The 16240-nt window shown below is 72.9% G+C and carries 14 protein-coding genes; 8 read left to right on the top strand and 6 right to left on the bottom strand.

What is annotated here, in order from left to right:
- The first annotated feature begins 99 nt into the window (after positions 1 to 99).
- Genes AVL59_RS37465 through AVL59_RS37475 form a run of 3 tightly spaced genes read left to right on the top strand, consistent with a single transcriptional unit; the run spans position 100 to position 4885 of the window.
- Positions 100 to 1140, top strand: coding sequence for an AAA family ATPase (locus AVL59_RS37465; RefSeq protein ID WP_067313553.1), 1041 nt, complete (start codon positions 100 to 102; stop codon positions 1138 to 1140).
- Positions 1140 to 2498, top strand: a complete 1359-nt coding sequence (locus tag AVL59_RS37470; RefSeq protein WP_067313554.1) for a DUF58 domain-containing protein — start codon at positions 1140 to 1142, stop codon at positions 2496 to 2498. The genes AVL59_RS37465 and AVL59_RS37470 overlap by 1 nt, the downstream gene beginning before the upstream one ends.
- A complete protein-coding gene (locus AVL59_RS37475; protein WP_067313556.1) occupies positions 2498 to 4885 on the top strand; it encodes a transglutaminase TgpA family protein in 2388 nt (795 codons plus the stop codon). Before AVL59_RS37470 ends, AVL59_RS37475 begins: the two co-directional genes overlap by 1 nt.
- A 67-nt stretch (positions 4886 to 4952) precedes the next feature.
- On the opposite strand, the gene AVL59_RS37480 is transcribed toward AVL59_RS37475, so the two are convergent.
- From AVL59_RS37480 to AVL59_RS37490, 3 genes are all read right to left on the bottom strand, one after another.
- Entirely contained in the window at positions 4953 to 5339 is a 387-nt protein-coding gene (locus AVL59_RS37480; RefSeq protein ID WP_067313558.1) for a DUF3040 domain-containing protein, read from the bottom strand.
- Positions 5340 to 5615: 276 nt separating this feature from the next.
- Positions 5616 to 6386 (bottom strand): methyltransferase, encoded by a 771-nt coding sequence (locus AVL59_RS37485; RefSeq protein WP_067313559.1) that lies wholly within the window; start codon positions 6384 to 6386, stop codon positions 5616 to 5618.
- Positions 6387 to 6566: 180 nt separating this feature from the next.
- Positions 6567 to 7130 (bottom strand): SAV_6107 family HEPN domain-containing protein, encoded by a 564-nt coding sequence (locus AVL59_RS37490; RefSeq protein WP_067313561.1) that lies wholly within the window; start codon positions 7128 to 7130, stop codon positions 6567 to 6569.
- 167 nt (positions 7131 to 7297) lie between these two features.
- Between AVL59_RS37490 and AVL59_RS37495 the strand changes: the two genes are divergently transcribed.
- The 5 genes from AVL59_RS37495 to AVL59_RS37515 all read left to right on the top strand — a co-directional run bounded on the left by AVL59_RS37495 (position 7298) and on the right by AVL59_RS37515 (position 13401).
- Positions 7298 to 8086, top strand: coding sequence for an ATP-binding cassette domain-containing protein (locus tag AVL59_RS37495; RefSeq protein ID WP_067313563.1), 789 nt, complete (start codon positions 7298 to 7300; stop codon positions 8084 to 8086).
- On the top strand, positions 8058 to 10142 hold the full coding sequence (locus tag AVL59_RS37500; RefSeq protein WP_067313565.1) for a YhgE/Pip family protein: 2085 nt from the start codon (positions 8058 to 8060) through the stop codon (positions 10140 to 10142). Before AVL59_RS37495 ends, AVL59_RS37500 begins: the two co-directional genes overlap by 29 nt.
- Before the next feature lie 47 nt (positions 10143 to 10189).
- Positions 10190 to 10819 carry a TetR/AcrR family transcriptional regulator gene (locus tag AVL59_RS37505; protein ID WP_066992729.1) on the top strand — a complete coding sequence of 210 codons (630 nt, stop codon included), beginning with the start codon at positions 10190 to 10192 and terminating at the stop codon, positions 10817 to 10819.
- Positions 10820 to 11181: 362 nt separating this feature from the next.
- Complete coding sequence (locus AVL59_RS37510) at positions 11182 to 11796, top strand: DUF4126 domain-containing protein (protein ID WP_067313567.1); 615 nt, start codon at positions 11182 to 11184, stop codon at positions 11794 to 11796.
- 57 nt (positions 11797 to 11853) lie between these two features.
- Entirely contained in the window at positions 11854 to 13401 is a 1548-nt protein-coding gene (locus AVL59_RS37515) for a phytoene desaturase family protein (protein WP_067313569.1), read from the top strand.
- Positions 13402 to 13414: 13 nt separating this feature from the next.
- On the opposite strand, the gene AVL59_RS37520 is transcribed toward AVL59_RS37515, so the two are convergent.
- The 3 genes from AVL59_RS37520 to thiE all read right to left on the bottom strand — a co-directional run bounded on the left by AVL59_RS37520 (position 13415) and on the right by thiE (position 16156).
- Positions 13415 to 14362 (bottom strand): SCO2102 family sporulation regulator, encoded by a 948-nt coding sequence (locus AVL59_RS37520; RefSeq protein ID WP_067313571.1) that lies wholly within the window; start codon positions 14360 to 14362, stop codon positions 13415 to 13417.
- Between the two features lie 56 nt (positions 14363 to 14418).
- On the bottom strand, positions 14419 to 15342 hold the full coding sequence (gene metF / locus AVL59_RS37525) for a methylenetetrahydrofolate reductase [NAD(P)H] (protein WP_067313573.1): 924 nt from the start codon (positions 15340 to 15342) through the stop codon (positions 14419 to 14421).
- 166 nt (positions 15343 to 15508) lie between these two features.
- A complete protein-coding gene (gene thiE, locus AVL59_RS37530) occupies positions 15509 to 16156 on the bottom strand; it encodes a thiamine phosphate synthase (protein ID WP_067313574.1) in 648 nt (215 codons plus the stop codon).
- Between the last annotated feature and the right edge of the window lie 84 nt (positions 16157 to 16240).

Genomic DNA, 16240 nt, shown 5'->3' on the forward strand with positions numbered 1-16240 from the left:
TCGCACGGAACTATTTCCGCGCGGTGTCCGTGTTTCGGGGTGGGCCGGTTTCGCATCGCAGAGCGGCGGCCCGAGTAAGAACGGGCCGAGGAGGGCCGGGTGACGACCTATGACGATCGAGCGAGCCTCACTGATCTGACCGCCACTGTGGAGCGCGTCCGCAGTTCGGTGGAGGGTGTGATCGAGGGCAAGCCCGAGGTCGTACGGCTTTCGCTGACCGTACTGCTCGCCGAGGGACACCTCTTGATCGAGGACGTCCCCGGGGTGGGCAAGACGATGCTCGCCAAGACGCTGGCGCGGTCCATCGACTGCTCGGTGCGGCGCATCCAGTTCACGCCCGACCTGCTGCCCTCGGACATCACCGGTGTGTCCATCTGGGACCAGCAGCGCCGGGACTTCGAGTTCAAGCCGGGCGCCATCTTCGCGCAGATCGTGATCGGCGACGAGATCAACCGCGCCTCGCCCAAGACCCAGTCGGCGCTGCTGGAGTCCATGGAGGAGCGCCAGGTCACCATCGACGGGCAGACCTACGAACTGCCCAGTCCCTTCATGGTGGTGGCCACCCAGAACCCGGTCGAGATGGAGGGCACCTATCCGCTGCCCGAGGCCCAGCGCGACCGCTTCATGGCCCGCGTCTCCGTCGGCTACCCGAGCGTCGAGGCCGAGCTGCAGATGCTGGACGTACACGGCGGTGTCTCCCCGCTGGAGGACCTGCAGCCGGTGGCGCACGCGCACGAGATCGTGAAGCTGATCGAGGCGGTGCGCGGCGTGCACGTCTCGGAGGCGGTGCGGCGCTACGCGGTCGAGCTGGTCGCGGCCACCCGCACCCACCCCGACCTCAGACTCGGCGCCTCCCCGCGCGCGACGCTGCATCTGCTGCGCGCGGCCAGGGCGGCCGCCGCCCTGGCCGGCCGGGAGTACGCGCTGCCGGACGACATCCAGGCCCTCGCCGTCGCCATCCTCGCCCACCGGCTGCTGCCCACCGCCCAGGCCCAGCTCAACCGGCGTACGGCCGAGCAGGTGGTGCTGGACATCCTGCAGCGCACGCCGGTTCCCGCGGCTCCGCAGCAGCAGAGCGGCTTCGGTGGTCTGGGGCGGTCGATCCCGGCCTATCCGCAGCAGCCCCCGCGGAGTCTGTGATGAGCATCGGGGGGACGGGGCGGGAGGGCGCCGACGGCGGGGAGGCGGGCGGTGTCCGTACGGCCCTGGCGGGGCTGACCACCCGCGGCCGTTCCTTCCTGGCGGCCGGCATCGCGGCCGCGATCTGCGCGTATGTCCTGGGCCAGGGCGAGCTGCTGCGGGTCGGCCTGCTGCTGGCCGTGCTGCCCCTGCTCTGCGCGACCGTGCTGTACCGCACCCGCTACCGGGTGTCCGGCAGCCGCCGGCTCTCCCCCGCGCGCGTACCCGCCGGCAGCGAGGCCCGGGTGCACCTGCGGATGGACAACGTCTCCCGGCTGCCCACGGGCCTGCTGATGCTCCAGGACCGGGTGCCCTACGTCCTCGGGCCCCGGCCCCGCTTCGTACTGGACCGGATGGAGCCGGGCGGCCGCCGCGAGGTGTCCTACCGGGTCCGCTCGGACCTGCGGGGCCGCTATCCGCTGGGGCCGCTGCAGCTGCGGCTGACCGACCCGTTCGGCATGTGCGAACTGACCCGGTCCTTCTCGACGTTCGACACGCTGACGGTCATCCCGCGCGTGGACCCGCTGGCACCGGTCCGCTTCAGCGGCGAGGCCAAGGGGTACGGCGACGGGCGGCAGCGCTCGCTGGCCCTGGCGGGCGAGGACGACGTGATCCCGCGCGGGTACCGCTACGGCGACGATCTGCGCCGGGTCCACTGGCGCTCCACGGCGCGCTACGGCGAGCTGATGGTGCGCCGTGAGGAGCAGCCGCGGCGCTCGCGCTGCACGGTGCTCCTGGACACCCGGGGCATCGCCTACGAGGGCGCGGGACCCGACTCGGCCTTCGAATGGGCCGTCTCCGGCACCGCCTCGGCCCTCGTGCACATGCTCGAACGGGGCTTCTCGGTGCGCCTGCTCACGGACAACGGCAGCTCGGTGCCCGGCGAGGGCGCCGACGGGTTCGCGGGCGCCGGGCAGGAGACGGCGGACGCGGCCGGGCTGATGATGGACACCCTCGCGGTGATCGACCACTCCGACGGCACGGGCCTGTCCCGGGCGTACGACGTGCTGCGCGGCGGGAGCGAGGGGCTGCTGGTCGCCTTCCTGGGCGATCTCGACGAGGAGCAGGCCGCGGTGGTGGCCAAGATGCGCCAGCGCAGCGGCGGCGCGGTCGCCTTCGTACTGGACCCCGACACCTGGGTGCGCGAGGCGACCGACGTGCCGGGCCCGGGCGACAGACACGAGGAACGGCTGCGCATGCTGCGCGAGGCGGGCTGGACCGTGCTGAGCGTGCCGCGCGGCGCCTCGCTGAACGATCTGTGGCGGCAGGCGGACCGGGAACGCTCGGGCCTGGCCGCCGTGAGCGGGGAGGCACTGTGATGAGCGGGCGGGCACGATTGGCGCTGTGCGCCGCCGCGGCCACGCTGATGGCCTCGTGCGCGCTGCTGCCCCTCGTCGACCGGCCCACGTGGCTGCTGCAGGCGGTCCTGCTGGTCGCCGTGCAGACCGGGGTGGGCGCGGCGGCCCGGCGGGTGCCGCTGGCACGGCCGCTGACCGTGGCGGCACAGGCCTTGGTGACGCTGATGCTGCTGACCCTGGTCTTCGCCCATCAGCAGGCGATCATCGGACTCGTCCCCGGCCCGGACGCCTTCCGGCACTTCGACGACCTGTTCCAGCAGGGTTCGAACGACGTCAGCCAGTACGCGATACCGGCACCGCTCACCGACGGCATCAAACTGATGCTGATCGGCGGGGTCCTGGGCATCGGCCTGCTGGTGGACGCCCTCGCGGTGACCTTCCGCAGCGCGGCCCCGGCCGGTCTGCCGCTGCTCGCGCTCTACTCGGTGGCCGCCGGGCTGTCCCACGGCGCCGCCGACTGGCTGTGGTTCCTGGTCGCGGCGGCCGGCTATCTGATGCTCCTGCTCGCCGAGAGCCGGGACCGGCTCGCGCAGTGGGGCCGCGTCTTCGGCGGCGGGCCCCGCACCCCGGGCGATCCGGAAGGCGGCGCGGTGGCCCCGGTGCGCTCCGGGCGCCGGATCGGCGCGGTCGCCCTCGGCGTCGCCCTGGTGGTGCCGCTCGCCCTGCCGGCGATGCAGGGCGGCCTGCTGGACGCCGCCGGGGCGGGTGCCGGGCCGGGCCACGGGAGCGGCGGCACGATCTCCGCGGTCAACCCGCTGGTGTCGCTGCGCGACAGCCTGAACGTGGACAACGACCGACAGGTGCTGTCCGTGAGGACCAGCGCCAACGATCTCTCGGACATGTACCTGCGGATCGTGTCCCTCGACGACTTCGACGGCACGACCTGGAAGCCGTCCCAGCGTCACATCATCGGCGTGCCCGGCCTCTTCCCGACTCCGGCCGGCCTGGGCGCGGACGTCAGGCGCACCGCCGTGAGGTCGACGATCACGGCCGCGGACTGGTACGCGCAGGACTGGCTGCCGATGCCGTACCCGCCGTCCAAGGTGCGGATCGACGGCAACTGGCGTTACGAACCGGTCGGCATGACGCTCGTCGGCGACCACGGCCAGAACACACGCGGCGAGACCTACCAGGTGACCAGCCTGGACGTGCAGCCGACGGCCGGGCAACTGTCCGACGCGCCGCAGCCGCCGGCGGCCCTGAAGCGTGAGTACACCAAGGTGCCGTCCGGGCTGCCGAAGGTGGTGGCCCGGACCGCCAAGGAGATCACCGCGGGTGCGGCCAGCCACTACGACGAGGCGGTCAAGCTCCAGGACTACTTCGCCGTGACCGGTGGATTCCAGTACGACACCCAGGTGGAGATCGGCCACGGCCCGGACGCCATCGCGAACTTCCTGAAGAAGAAGCAGGGTTTCTGCGTCCACTTCTCCTTCGCGATGGCGGCGATGGCCCGCACGCTCGGCATCCCGGCCCGGGTGGCGGTGGGCTTCGCGCCCGGCACCCCGCAGGCGGACGGCACGGTCTCGGTGACCCTGAAGGACGCGCACGCCTGGCCCGAGCTGTACTTCGAGGGCGTTGGCTGGACCCGCTTCGAGCCGACCCCGACCCGGGGCACCACACCGTCGTACACCCAGTCGGACACGCCCGGCAGTTCGTTGCCGAACGAGTCCCTGCCGTCCCACAACTCGTCCACGGCGCCCTCGGCGGCCCCCTCGCCGAGCGACAGCTGCACGGCCCGGCTGCACAAGCTCGACGCGTGCGACAGCCCCTCCGCGGCGGCGGCCACGCACAGCGGTGGTGGCGACGACCGGAGCTGGCTGTGGTACGCGCTGGTCGGGCTCGGTGCCCTGGCCGTCCTGGCGGTTCCGCTGTCGCCCCTGCTGTGGCGGGCGCGCCTGCGGGCCCTGCGGCTCGGCGCGCACGCGCGGACCGATGAGGGCGCGGCGGCACACACGCTGGCGGCCTGGCAGGAGCTGACCGACAGCGCCTGGGACGTCGGCATCCTGCCGGACGAGTCACAGACCCCGCGCAGGGCGGCGGCCCGGATCGTCCTGCTGAGCCACCTCGACGCGACGGCCGCCGCCGCGGTGCACCGGGTGGCCGACGCGGTGGAGCAGGTGCTCTACGCGCCCCGGCCGCGCCCGGTGGCGGGCCTGGCCGAGGACGTGCGCCGGGTGATCGCCGCGTTGAACGGCACGGTGAGCGGGCGCACCCGGCTGCGGGCACGGATCGCGCCGCGCTCGGCCGCGCGGGTGCTGTGGGCGGTGTCGGCCTGGTGGGCGGCGCTCAGGACACGCGCGTCGGCGGCCCGGCCGACGCTGCGCAGGACTTCGGGGCAGCAGGGCTGAGAGGCGGGTACGCGTGAGGGGTGACCACCGGCTGGTGGTCACCCCTCACTGATGTCTGCCGCTTGGGCTAGTGTCCCTGCTGCTCGTCCCGACGGCGCTGCCAGCGCTGCTCGATCCGGTCCATCATGGAGCGCTTCTGCCGAACCTGGCGGCGCGGCGCACCGGCAGGCTGCTCACCCGGCTTCGGGGCCTTCCGCCAGCCCGTGACGGCGAGCACGGCACAGCCCAGCATGACGAGGAAGCCCACCACGCTCACCCAGATCTGCTGTGCGACCATTCCGGCCATGAGGAGCGCGATACCCACGAGGAAGCCCGCAGCCGCCTGGTAGACCCGCCGCCGGGTGTACGTCCGCAGCCCACTTCCCTCAAGCGCCGACGCGAACTTGGGATCTTCGGCGTACAGCGCTCGCTCCATTTGCTCGAGCATGCGCTGCTCGTGCTCCGAGAGCGGCACGGAGTCCTCCTCATCGTGCAGTCGCCGGGGCGACCCGGGGGTCCCTTCAGGATAGGCAGGGAATCGCCCCCGTGAAACCCGCCCCTCTACGCCAATTGGCCAACCGGATTCCGCCATGACCGGCCCGGCTCGCTGAGGCTTCCATTCCCCGGCGGCCGACCCGTCATGCCGGACGGTATACCTCGATCATACGGCGCAAACCGCTCGATCGGGCGTCTTGTGGCGTACTCCATCTGCTGCCGAGCGCCTGATCAGCGGCGGGCGCCGCCGAGGCACTCAGGCCCCCGCGGCACCCGGCGTCTCACCGAGCACATGGAGCTGGGTGGCGACGGAGTGGAACGCCGCCAACTCGGCCGCGGCGGCCTCCAGCTTCAGCAGGGCGTCGAAGGCGCCGGGCTCGGTGTCCACCAGGACGCCGGGCACGAGGTCGGCGAAGACGCGTACGCCGTGCACGGCACCGATCTTCAGGCCCGCGCCCTCGACCAGCGCGGTGAGCTGCTCGGCGGTGAAGCGGCGCGGCATCGGGTCCCCGGCGCCCCAACGGCCCTGCGGGTCCTCCAGGGCCTGCTTGGCCTCCTTGAAGTGACCGGCGAGCGCCCGGGCGAGGACGGCGCCGCCGAGACCCGCGGCGAGCAGGCTGAGGACGCCCTCGGAACGCAGGGCGGCCACCGCGTTGCGGACACTCTCGGCGGGGTCGTCGACGTACTCCAGGACGCCGTGGCACAGCACGGCGTCGTAGCCACCGCGCTCGACCACGTCGAACAGGCCGTGGGCGTCGCCCTGGACGCCCTTGACCCGGTCGGCGACGCCGGCCTCGGCGGCGCGGCGCTCCAGCGCGAACAGCGCGTTCGGGCTGGGGTCGACGACGGTGACGCGGTGGCCGAGGCGGGCGACGGGCACGGCGAAGTTGCCGCTGCCGCCCCCGGTGTCGAGCACGTCCAGCGAGTCCCGTCCCGTGGCCTTGACCCGGCGGTCGAGGGCGTCCTGGAGGACCTCCCAGACCACGGCGGTACGGAGGGAGGCGCGGGGTCGCATCGGGTCCGGCACTGCAGTTGACTCCTCGGCGCGGCACCGCCTGTTGCCCGGCGGCGCGAACGGGGTGCCTCCCCGGCCCGGGTGCGGGAGGGAGGAAGGCTTCAGCGCCCTCCACCCTATTGCCTCCGGGGCCGTGCCCGGCCACCCGCCGGGCTACGGCCCCGGCCGTCTCGCACGGCGGACCGTTCGTGGTCAGCCCGCGTCCGGGAGGTCGCCGCGGGCACCCGGGGCGGTGTGCTCGCCGGTGTCCTGGCGGGGCTGGGGCAGCACGGGCTGGAGCACCAGCATGCGCTCGACGATCCGCAGGAACATCGCCACGTCGCGTATCAGGTCGTCGGCGTCCCGCCGGCCGGCCGCACCGTGGATGCCGGCCTCGGCGCGGGCGCGGCGGGCGGCGCCGGAGGCGAAGAGCGCGCTCCACTCGGTCAGTTCGGGGGCGATCTCGGGGAGCACCTCCCAGGCGCTGCGGATGCGGGCGCGGCGGCGCGGGGAGGTCTCGGGCCGGCCCCGGGCGGCGAGGACGGCGGCGGCGGTGCGCAGGGCGGCGAGGTGAGCGGTCGCGTAGCGCTCGTTGGGTGTTTCCAGGACGGTGGCCTCTTCGAGGCCGGCCCGGGCCTGGGCGAGCAGTTCGAGGGCGGCGGGCGGGGCCGTGGCCCGGCGGAGCACGGGGTGCACGTCGCTCGCCGGGCCGGTCAGTGAGGGGGCAGGGCCGGTGGCGCGGCGCCGGTGGGCGGCGGCTGCGGACGAGCTGGCCATGACGAACCTCCTGTCGTCTGGGTGACAGCACGGATGCCGTATGTGCCCATCGTGCGGTATGGCACTGACAATCCGTTCTGACCTGCGCCTTTGCCTCGCTCGTAGGTTCGGGCGTATTTTTGCACTGACCAGTCAGTTCAAAGAATGGCAAGCAGGCAGGGGGGCTTGTGGACGGCGTGGACGTCACAGCCAAGGGCCTCGGGCTCAAGGGGCCGCAGGGGTGGGCCTTCCGCGACATCACCCTCGAGGCCGAGCCCGGCTCGCTGATCGCGATCGAGGGACCGTCCGGCTCCGGCCGTACGAGTCTGCTGCTCGCGCTCACGGGACGGATGAAGGCCACCGCGGGAGCGGCGACGGTGGGCGGGTTCGCGCTGCCCCGGCACATGGCGGCGGTGCGCCGCGTCGGCGCCGTGGCCAACGTGGCCGGTGTCACCGACCTGGAACCGGCCCTGACCGTCGGGGAACATCTGCGCGAACGGGCGCTGCTGCAGCGCAGGTTCGGCGGCTCGCTGAGCGAGCTGCTGCGGCCCCGCGCACAGCGCGCCCACGAGGCACGGCTGCGCGTCGACGCGGCCCTGGCCGCCGCCGGGCTCGACCCGGAGAAGCTGCCCAAGGGATCCCGGACTGCCGTACGCGACCTGGAGCGGCCCGAGGAGCTGCGCCTGTCCGTCGCGCTGGCCCTCCTCGGCCGGCCCCGGCTGCTCGGGGTCGACGACATCGATCTGAAGCTCTCCGACGCCGAACGCGCCGAAGTCTGGGACCTGCTGCGGTCCCTCACGCGCGCGGGAACCACGGTCGTGGCCGTGTGCCGCACCGCCCCCGAGGACTGCGTCCGCGTACCCACCGGACGGCGCGCGGAGAGCTCCGGCCGGAGCGACACGAAGAACGACCGGAGCGACGACGACAGCGACGAGAAGGAGGAGGCCGATGCGCTCGCCGAGGCTGGCCGCGCTTGAGCTGAGGCGCTTCGGGCGGGGCAGGCTGCCGCGCGCCGCCCTCGTCGCGCTGCTCGTACTGCCCCTGCTGTACGGCGCCCTGTACCTGTGGTCGTTCTGGGACCCGTACGGCCGTCTGGACCGCATCCCGGTGGCCCTGGTGAACGACGACAAGGGCGCCACCGCGGGCGGGAAGAAGATCACGGCCGGCGACGACATCGTCGACGGGCTGCGCGACAGCCGGACCTTCGCGTGGCACGAGGTGAGCGACGCCGAGGCCCGCCGGGGCGTCGAGGACGGCACCTACTACCTGTCGCTGACCATGCCGTCCGACTTCAGCGAGCGGATCGCCTCCAGCTCGGGCACCTCCCCGGAGACGAGCGCGCTGAGGGTGCGCACGAACGACGCGAACAACTACATCGTCGGCCAGATCTCCCGCACGGTCTTCAACGAGGTCCGCTCGGCCGCGTCCACCAAGGCGTCCCGGACCTTCCTGGACAAGATCTTCATCTCGTTCTCCGGCATCCATGACAAGACCGTGACGGCCGCCAAGGGCGCCGACCGGCTCAAGGGCGGCATCGGGAAGGCGGAGAAGGGCTCCAAGGACCTCGCGGACGGGCTGAAGGACGCCAAGAGCGGCAGCGGCGACCTGGCCAAGGGACTGAAGAAGCTCAACAAAGGCGCGGGCGACCTGGAGAACGGCTCGCGACGGGTCGCGGACGGCACCCAGACGCTCGCCGACAACGTCAACGGCGTCTACGAGAAGGCCGGTCCGTTCCTGAAGGACAACGAGAAGACCATCGGGGACACGGCCCAGCTGGTCGCCGACTCGGCCAAGGCGGTCCGGCACAACCTCGACGTGCTGGTGAAGCTCGCGCCGGGCGCCGCGAAGGCCGCGCACGCCTCCTCCGCCGTCCTGGACGAGGTCTACCGGACACGCTGCGAGAGCGCGGCCATCCCGGACCCCGTCTGCCCGGACCTGAAGAAGGCCAAGCAGGCGGCCGCCGACGTGGCCACCGTCGCCGACGACCTCAACACCCTGATCGCCGACCAGGACGGCGACCTCAAGACGCTGAAGGACAACCTCGGCACGCTGCAGAAGCAGGCCCAGGCCCTCTCCGACCGCGCGCCGCACCTCTACGAGGACGTGAACGACGCCGTCAAGAAGATCAACAAGCTGAACGACGGCGCGGCCGAGGTCGCCGCGGGCGCGAAGAAGCTGCACTCGGGCCTCGGCACCGCCCAGACCGGCTCGGCCACGCTGGACAAGGGCATCGGCACGGCCGCGTCGGGCGCCGAGACCCTCAACGGCGGCATGTACAAGCTGGTCGGCGGTTCCGGGAAGCTCGCCGGCGGGCTGCACGAGGGCGCGAAGAAGATCCCGGACTACGACAGGCGGGACCGCGACCAGCGCACCGGCGTGATGGCCGACCCGGTCCAGCTCGCCTCCCACGATCTGCACAAGGCGCCCAACTACGGCACCGGGTTCGCCCCGTACTTCATCCCGCTGTCCCTGTGGGTGGGCGCGATGGTGGCGTACATGCTGATCCCGCCGCTCAACCGGCGTGCTCTCGCGGCCGGTTCGCCGGCCTGGCGGATCGCGCTGGCCGGCTGGCTCCCGGTGGCCGCGGTGGGCGTGCTGCAGACGGCCGCCCTGATGTCCGTGCTGCACTGGGCGATCGGCCTGCAGATGGCGCGGGCGGCCGGCACGGTCGGCTTCCTGTTCCTCGTGGCGGCGTGCTTCGCCTCGATCGTGCAGTGGCTGAACGCCCGCTTCGGCGCGGCCGGCCGGATTCTCGTCCTGGCGCTGCTGATGCTCCAGCTGACCTCGGCGGGCGGCACGTATCCCGTGCAGACCAGCCCGGGCTTCTTCAACGCCATCCACCCGTTCCTGCCGATGAGCTACATCGTGGCGGCCCTGCGCCGGCTGATCACGGGCGGCGGACTCGGCCCGGTGTGGCAGGCGTGCGGTGTGCTGGTCGCCTTCACCGCGGGCGCCCTCGCGCTCACCGCGCTCGCCGCCCGGCGCCGCCAGGTGTGGACGCTGGACCGGCTGCACCCGGAGCTGAGCCTGTGATCTCCAAGCGTGCCCCGCACGCGCGCGTACCTGTGAGAATCAGGGCCATGGAAAGCAGCAGCGCCACGTCCGGCGGCAGCACGCGCCGCGAGGCAACCCGGCAGAAGCTCTACGAAGCGGCCGTCACGCTCATCGCCGAGCAGGGCTTCTCGGCCACCACGGTGGACGAGATCGCCGAGCGGGCCGGGGTCGCGAAGGGCACGGTCTACTACAACTTCGCGAGCAAGTCGGTCCTCTTCGAGGAGTTGCTGCGGCACGGCGTGGGCCTGCTCACCGCCTCCCTGCGGGAGGCGGCCGAGCGGACCGCGGCCGAAGGCGGCAGCAAGGTGGACGCCCTGGACGCGATGGTCCGCGCGGGCCTGGTCTTCATCGACCGCTACCCGGCCTTCACCCAGCTGTACGTGGCCGAGCTGTGGCGCACCAACCGCGCCTGGCAGTCCACCTTGATGGTGGTGCGCCAGGAGGCCGTGGCCGTGGTCGAGGGGGTGCTGCGCGAGGGCGTGGCGGCCGGCGAGTTCAGCGAGGAGATCGACGTCCAGCTGACCGCGGCCGCGCTGGTCGGCATGGTCCTGGTGGCCGCGCTGGACTGGAAGTCCTTCCAGCCGGAGCGCTCCCTGGACGATGTGCACGCGGCCCTGTCCCGGCTGCTCCAGGGGCGTGTGAGCGGCAAGGGCTGAGCGGGCGGGGAGCACGCGGAAGGCGCCGGTCCGTTGCCGGACCGGCGCCTTCCCCTTTCCCCCGTACTTCCCGTACTCCCCCGTACGGTTTTCCCCCGATGGTCCCCCGTGGTGGTCTGCCCCGAGTCCCCCGTGCCTCGCTTCCGCCGACGGATCGGCGGAAGGAGCGGCCGGGGCGGGCCCCGTTCCGCCGCCCCGTGTCGGCGGTGCCGGGCCGCGCCCCTTGCCGTGCCTCCACTCTCCCGTCGACAGGGGGCGCGGCCCATCCGCGCCCGTACTCATCTCGCCGTCTGAGTACGGATACTCAGCCGTGCGTTCTCAGGCCCGGGACGCCGCCCCGCCGCCTGGGTACGATCGCGTCCGTGTCGGTACTCCCCCTGGTGTTCACGAGCGGCTGGGCCAGCGGCATCAACGCCTACGCGGTGGTGCTGCTGCTCGGCCTTTTCGGCGTGACGGGGGTGAGCGACGATGTCCCGCAGACGTTGCAGCGCCCCGAGGTGCTGATCGTGGCGGGCGTGCTGTTCCTGTGCGAGGCGGTCGCCGACAAGATCCCGTACGTCGACTCGGTGTGGGACTCCGTGCACACGGTGGTCCGGCCGCTCGCGGGCGCCTGGGTCGGGGCGCTGCTGGCCGGGCACGGCGGCTCGCTGCCGGACGTGGCCGCCGGGCTGATCGGCGGTTCGACCGCGCTGGCCAGTCACACCGTGAAGGCCGGTACGCGGATGGCGGTCAACGCCTCGCCCGAGCCGTTCAGCAACATCGTCCTGAGCTTCGCCGAGGATCTCGGGGTGGGCGGCGTCGTCGCGTTCGCGATGTTCCATCCGGAAGCGGCGGCGGTCATCGCGGCGGTGCTGCTCTTCTCCGGGCTCGTGGTGCTGGTGTTCCTCGTCTCACGCATCCGGCGCTTTCTGCGGCGCCGGGCCCGGCGCCGGGAGGAGCGGCGGCCGGCCTCGCGGGTGTCCGGGCCACCGGGCTGACCGCCCGCGCACAGCCCGTGGACCGGATTGTCGGTGGCGGTCGATAAAGTCGCAGGCATGGCACGGATTGCGGTGATCGGCGCCGGGATGGGCGCGATGGCGGCCGCTGCCCGGCTGGCCGTCGCGGGCCACCGGGTGGCGGTGTACGAGCGTACGGAGACGTACGGCGGTGCGGTGCGCCGCTTCGAGCGGGACGGGTTCGGCTTCGACACCGGCCCGGGGCTGCTGACGCTGCCCGCGGTCTACCGCGATCTGTTCGTCAAGACCGGCAAGGAGCCGCTGGAGGACCGTGTCGAGCTGGTCCAGGTCGACCCGAGCTCCCGGCACGTCTTCGCGGACGGCACCGAGTTCTCTCTGCCGAACGCCTCGCGCGCGGGTGTCGTCGCGGCCCTGGACGAGGCGCTGGGCGCGGGGGCGGGGCAGCGCTGGGGCGACTTCCTGGTGCGGGCCCGCGAGGCCTGGGACCGCTCCCGGCGGCCCCTGCTGGAGGAACCCCTGTGGCCGAACTGGCAGGTGCTGGCCGAGCAGGAGCCGTATCCGGCCGTCCCGCACAAGCGTCTGCTGCGCACACGGCGGGCGGGCACCCTGGCCGAGATCGGCGCCTGGGAGCTGCGTGACGAGCGCCTGGCGGCCCTGCTGGAGAGTCATGTGCTCGCGTACGGGCTGGATCCCCGGACCGCTCCGGCGAGCGCGGCCGTGCTGCCGTACATGGAGCACGCCTTCGGCACCTGGTATGTGCGCGGCGGCATCCGGGAGTTGGCGCGGGCGGTGTACGAGCGGTGCCTGAAGCGGAAGGTCGAGTTCTTCTTCGGCGCCGAGGTCACCGGGATCGTGGAGAAGGACGGCCGGGCCGCGGGGGTGGAGCTGGCCGGAGGCACCTCCCAGGCTCTCGGCACCGGGGCAGGGACGGTGGCCGAGGCGGACTTCGTGGTGGCCGGCGTCGCTCCGGACGTCCTCGGCCGGTTCCTCCCGGGCGCGGCCGTTCACGGTGCCGGCGGGATCGCGCCGCAGCGCGGGATGCCGAGCCGGCTGACGGTGCTGCTGGCCCTGCGTGGCGGGCGGCCGCAGGGGGTGGCCCACCGGACCGTGGTGCACGCGCAGGACCGTGAGTCCGAGCGGGAGCTGCTCTTCGGCAGCCCGGGCGGGTGGGTGGCGCGCCCCACCGTCACCGTGCTGCGCCCCGACGACCCGGCGCTGGTCCCGGACGCGGCTCACGAGTCGATCGTCCTGGTCGCGACGGTCCCCGCTCAGTCGGGGGAGACGGGCCGGGCCGAGCGGGAGCTCTTCGACCGCCACGCCGAGGACATGATCGAAGCGGCCGAGCGTGCCGTACCCGGGCTGCGGGATCGCATCCTCTGGAAGGAGGTGCGCACCCCCGTCGCCGTCGAGGAGGCCACGGGCGCGATGGGCGGCGCGATACCGGCCCCGGCGCTCGCGGCCGGTGCCGGACGCCTGCTGCACCCCGGCAACACCACCGGGCTGCCCGGCCTGTTCACCGTCGGCGGCTGGTCACACCCCGGCGGCGGCCTCCCGCATGCCGGCATGTCGGGTGCGCTGGTGGCCGGGCTGATCGTGGAGGGCCCGGACTTCCGCGGCTCCCAGTGAGCGCGGCCGCGCCTCAGAAACGGTACTGCTCGTCGTATCCGGGGCCCGGTTGCGGTTGCTGCCCGTTGCCCTGGTACGGGTGGGGCTGCTCCTGCGGGAGCTGGCCGCCGTAGGTCTCGTCGGTGCGCTGCTGCGGGACCCACACCCCGTCGGCCGGCGTCTGGCCGTAGCCGCCGGTGGCGTACGGGTCCTGGCCGTAGCCCTGCTGGCCGTACTGCTGCTCGTAGCCGGTGCCGTACGAGTCGCCGCCGTAGGGCTGGGAGCCGATGTACGGGTCGGAGTAGTTGGCGTACTGCTGCTGGTCGCCGGCGCCGTAGCCGTACCCCTGCTGGGCGTAGGCCGACGAGTAGTCGTAGGCGTAGCCCTGCTCGCCGCCCTGGGCGGCGGACGCGTAGCTCGGGTTCTGGGGCTGGGCGGCGCCCGGGTAGGCGGTGTCGCCGTAGACGCCGTAGGAGCCGGTGTCCTCGGGCATGGGCTGGGGCTCGTAGACGGCGGTCATCTCGGCGGCGGTGGGCTCGGGCGGGCGCGGGGTGAAGACGTCGTCGCGGTCGTAGTCGTCGTCGCCGTGCGCGAGCTGGTCACGGCGGTAGTCGACGTCCTGGTCGTCGCCCTCGGCGGCCTCCAGGCCGGAGACCTCGAGGCTCGGGTCGTGGCGGTCCGCCTTGCCGCGGCGTCGCTTGCTGCCGCCGCCCTCGGCCTCGGGGTCGGGCCGCTTGACCGCCCAGCCGGCGGCGAAGCCGCGGCGGAAGGACAGCGTGACGTAGGTCTGGCCGAGCGCGAACGCGATCGCGCCCACGCCGATGACGACGACGGAGTGCATCAGCACGCCCAGCACGACGCCGAGGAAGCCCGCGAACGCGAGCAGCCGCCAGCGCAGCCTCGCCTTGTACTGCAGCAGCACCTCGCTGAGCAACCACAGTGCGACGATGCCGAACGCGATGTAGAGGACCGTCCAGCCCATGTACGCCCCTCTCCCAGTGGCCGCTACGCAGTGTGTCGTACGGCCGTGCGGCCGGTCTAGGTCTGCGGTGGGTGGTGCAGGCCCAGGTTCTCGTAGATTTCCAGGGTCGCCGTGGAGTTGTTGAGCGTGATGAAGTGCAGCCCTGGCACTCCCTCGGCCAGCAACCGTGCGCAGAACTCCGTGGCGAACTCGATGCCAATGGAGCGTACCGCCGCCGGATCGTCCTTCGCTGTGAGGATCCGCTCTTTCAGGTCGTCCGGGAACTGCGCGGTGCTGAGCTTGGGCAGCCGCTCCAGCATCTTCACGCTGGTGACCGGCAGGATCTCGGGGATGACCGGGGTGTCGCAGCCCGCGGCCTCGACGCGGTCGCGCAGCCGCAGGTACGACTCCGGCTGGAAGAACATCTGGGTGATGGCGTAGTCGGCGCCCGCGCGGCACTTGGCGACGAAGTGCGCGACATCGGTGTCCCAGTCGCTGGAGCGCGGGTGCATCTCCGGGAACGCGGCCACGCCCACGCAGAAGTCGCCCGACTCCTTGATGAGCCGGACGAGTTCGGCCGCGTACGTGAGGCCGCTCGGGTGCGCCACCCAGTCGCCCATCGGGTCGCCGGGCGGGTCTCCGCGCACGGCGAGCATGTTGCGGATGCCCGCGTCGGCGTACTGGCCGATGATGTTGCGCAGCTCGGCGATGGAGTGGTCGACCGCGGTGAGGTGGGCGACCGGTGTGAGCGTCGTGTCGACGACGATCTGCTGGGTCTCCTTGACCGTCGTCGTGCGCGTGGTGCCGCCGGCACCGTAGGTCACGGAGACGAAGTCGGGGGAGACCGCCTCGACCCTCCGCAGCGCGTTCCACAGGTTCCGCTCGCCCTTGGGGGTCTTCGGCGCGTAGAACTCGAACGAGTACGTCGTCTTGCCGGCACCGAGGATGTCGCGCACGGTGCGTGCGCGATCAGTCCTGGTGGATGCGGTTCCGAGGGCCATACCCGCAGGTTAGCCAGGGGTGGGCGGTCCCCCAACCGGGAGCCGGAAATTTGCCCGAATTGTCGACCTTCCGTCCACCCCTTGGACAAAATCCGGACAGCCGCCGGACAGAAGCAGGCCAGGGAGCCGGACGGCGGCCCGCACGGGGACCCGCCCCGGCCGGCCCTTATACCTGTCGCAGGCGCTTGGCGAACTCCGCCGCGGCGGCCCCGGGGTCGCCCGCCTCGGTGATCGCCCGCACCACGACCACCCGTCGGGCACCGGCGTCCAGCACCTCGTCCAGGTTGCCGAGGTCGATGCCGCCGATGGCGAACCAGGGGCGTTCGGTGCCCAGGGCGGCGGTGTGGCGCACCAGGTCGAGGCCGGGCGCGTGGCGGCCGGGCTTGGTGGGGGTGGGCCAGCAGGGGCCGGTGCAGAAGTAGTCCACGCCCTCCTGGACGGCGGCCGCGGCCGCCTCGGACTCGGCGTGCGTGGAGCGGCCGATCAGGACGTCGTCGCCGAGGATCGCGCGGGCCGCGGGGACCGGCAGGTCGCCCTGGCCCAGATGGAGGACACCGGCGGAGGCGGCGTGGGCGACGTCGGCCCGGTCGTTGACCGCGAGCAGCTTGCCGTGCCGGGCGCAGGCGTCGGCGAAGACCTTCAGATGCTCCAGCTCCTCGGCGGCCTCCATGCCCTTGTCGCGCAGCTGGACGATGTCGACACCGCCGGCCAGGACCGCGTCCAGGAACTCGGCGAGGTCGCCCTGCCGCCTGCGGGCGTCCGTGCAGAGGTAGAGGCGGGCATCGGCGAGCCTGCCGCGGGTGGTGTCGGACATGGGTGGATCCCCCCGTGGTCGGTGTCCATGGGTGCCAGGGGGTGGCGTACGGGCCGTGGCCGGTACGCCACCCGTGGTACGGGT

The organism is Streptomyces griseochromogenes, assembly GCF_001542625.1.
Classification (GTDB): domain Bacteria; phylum Actinomycetota; class Actinomycetes; order Streptomycetales; family Streptomycetaceae; genus Streptomyces; species Streptomyces griseochromogenes.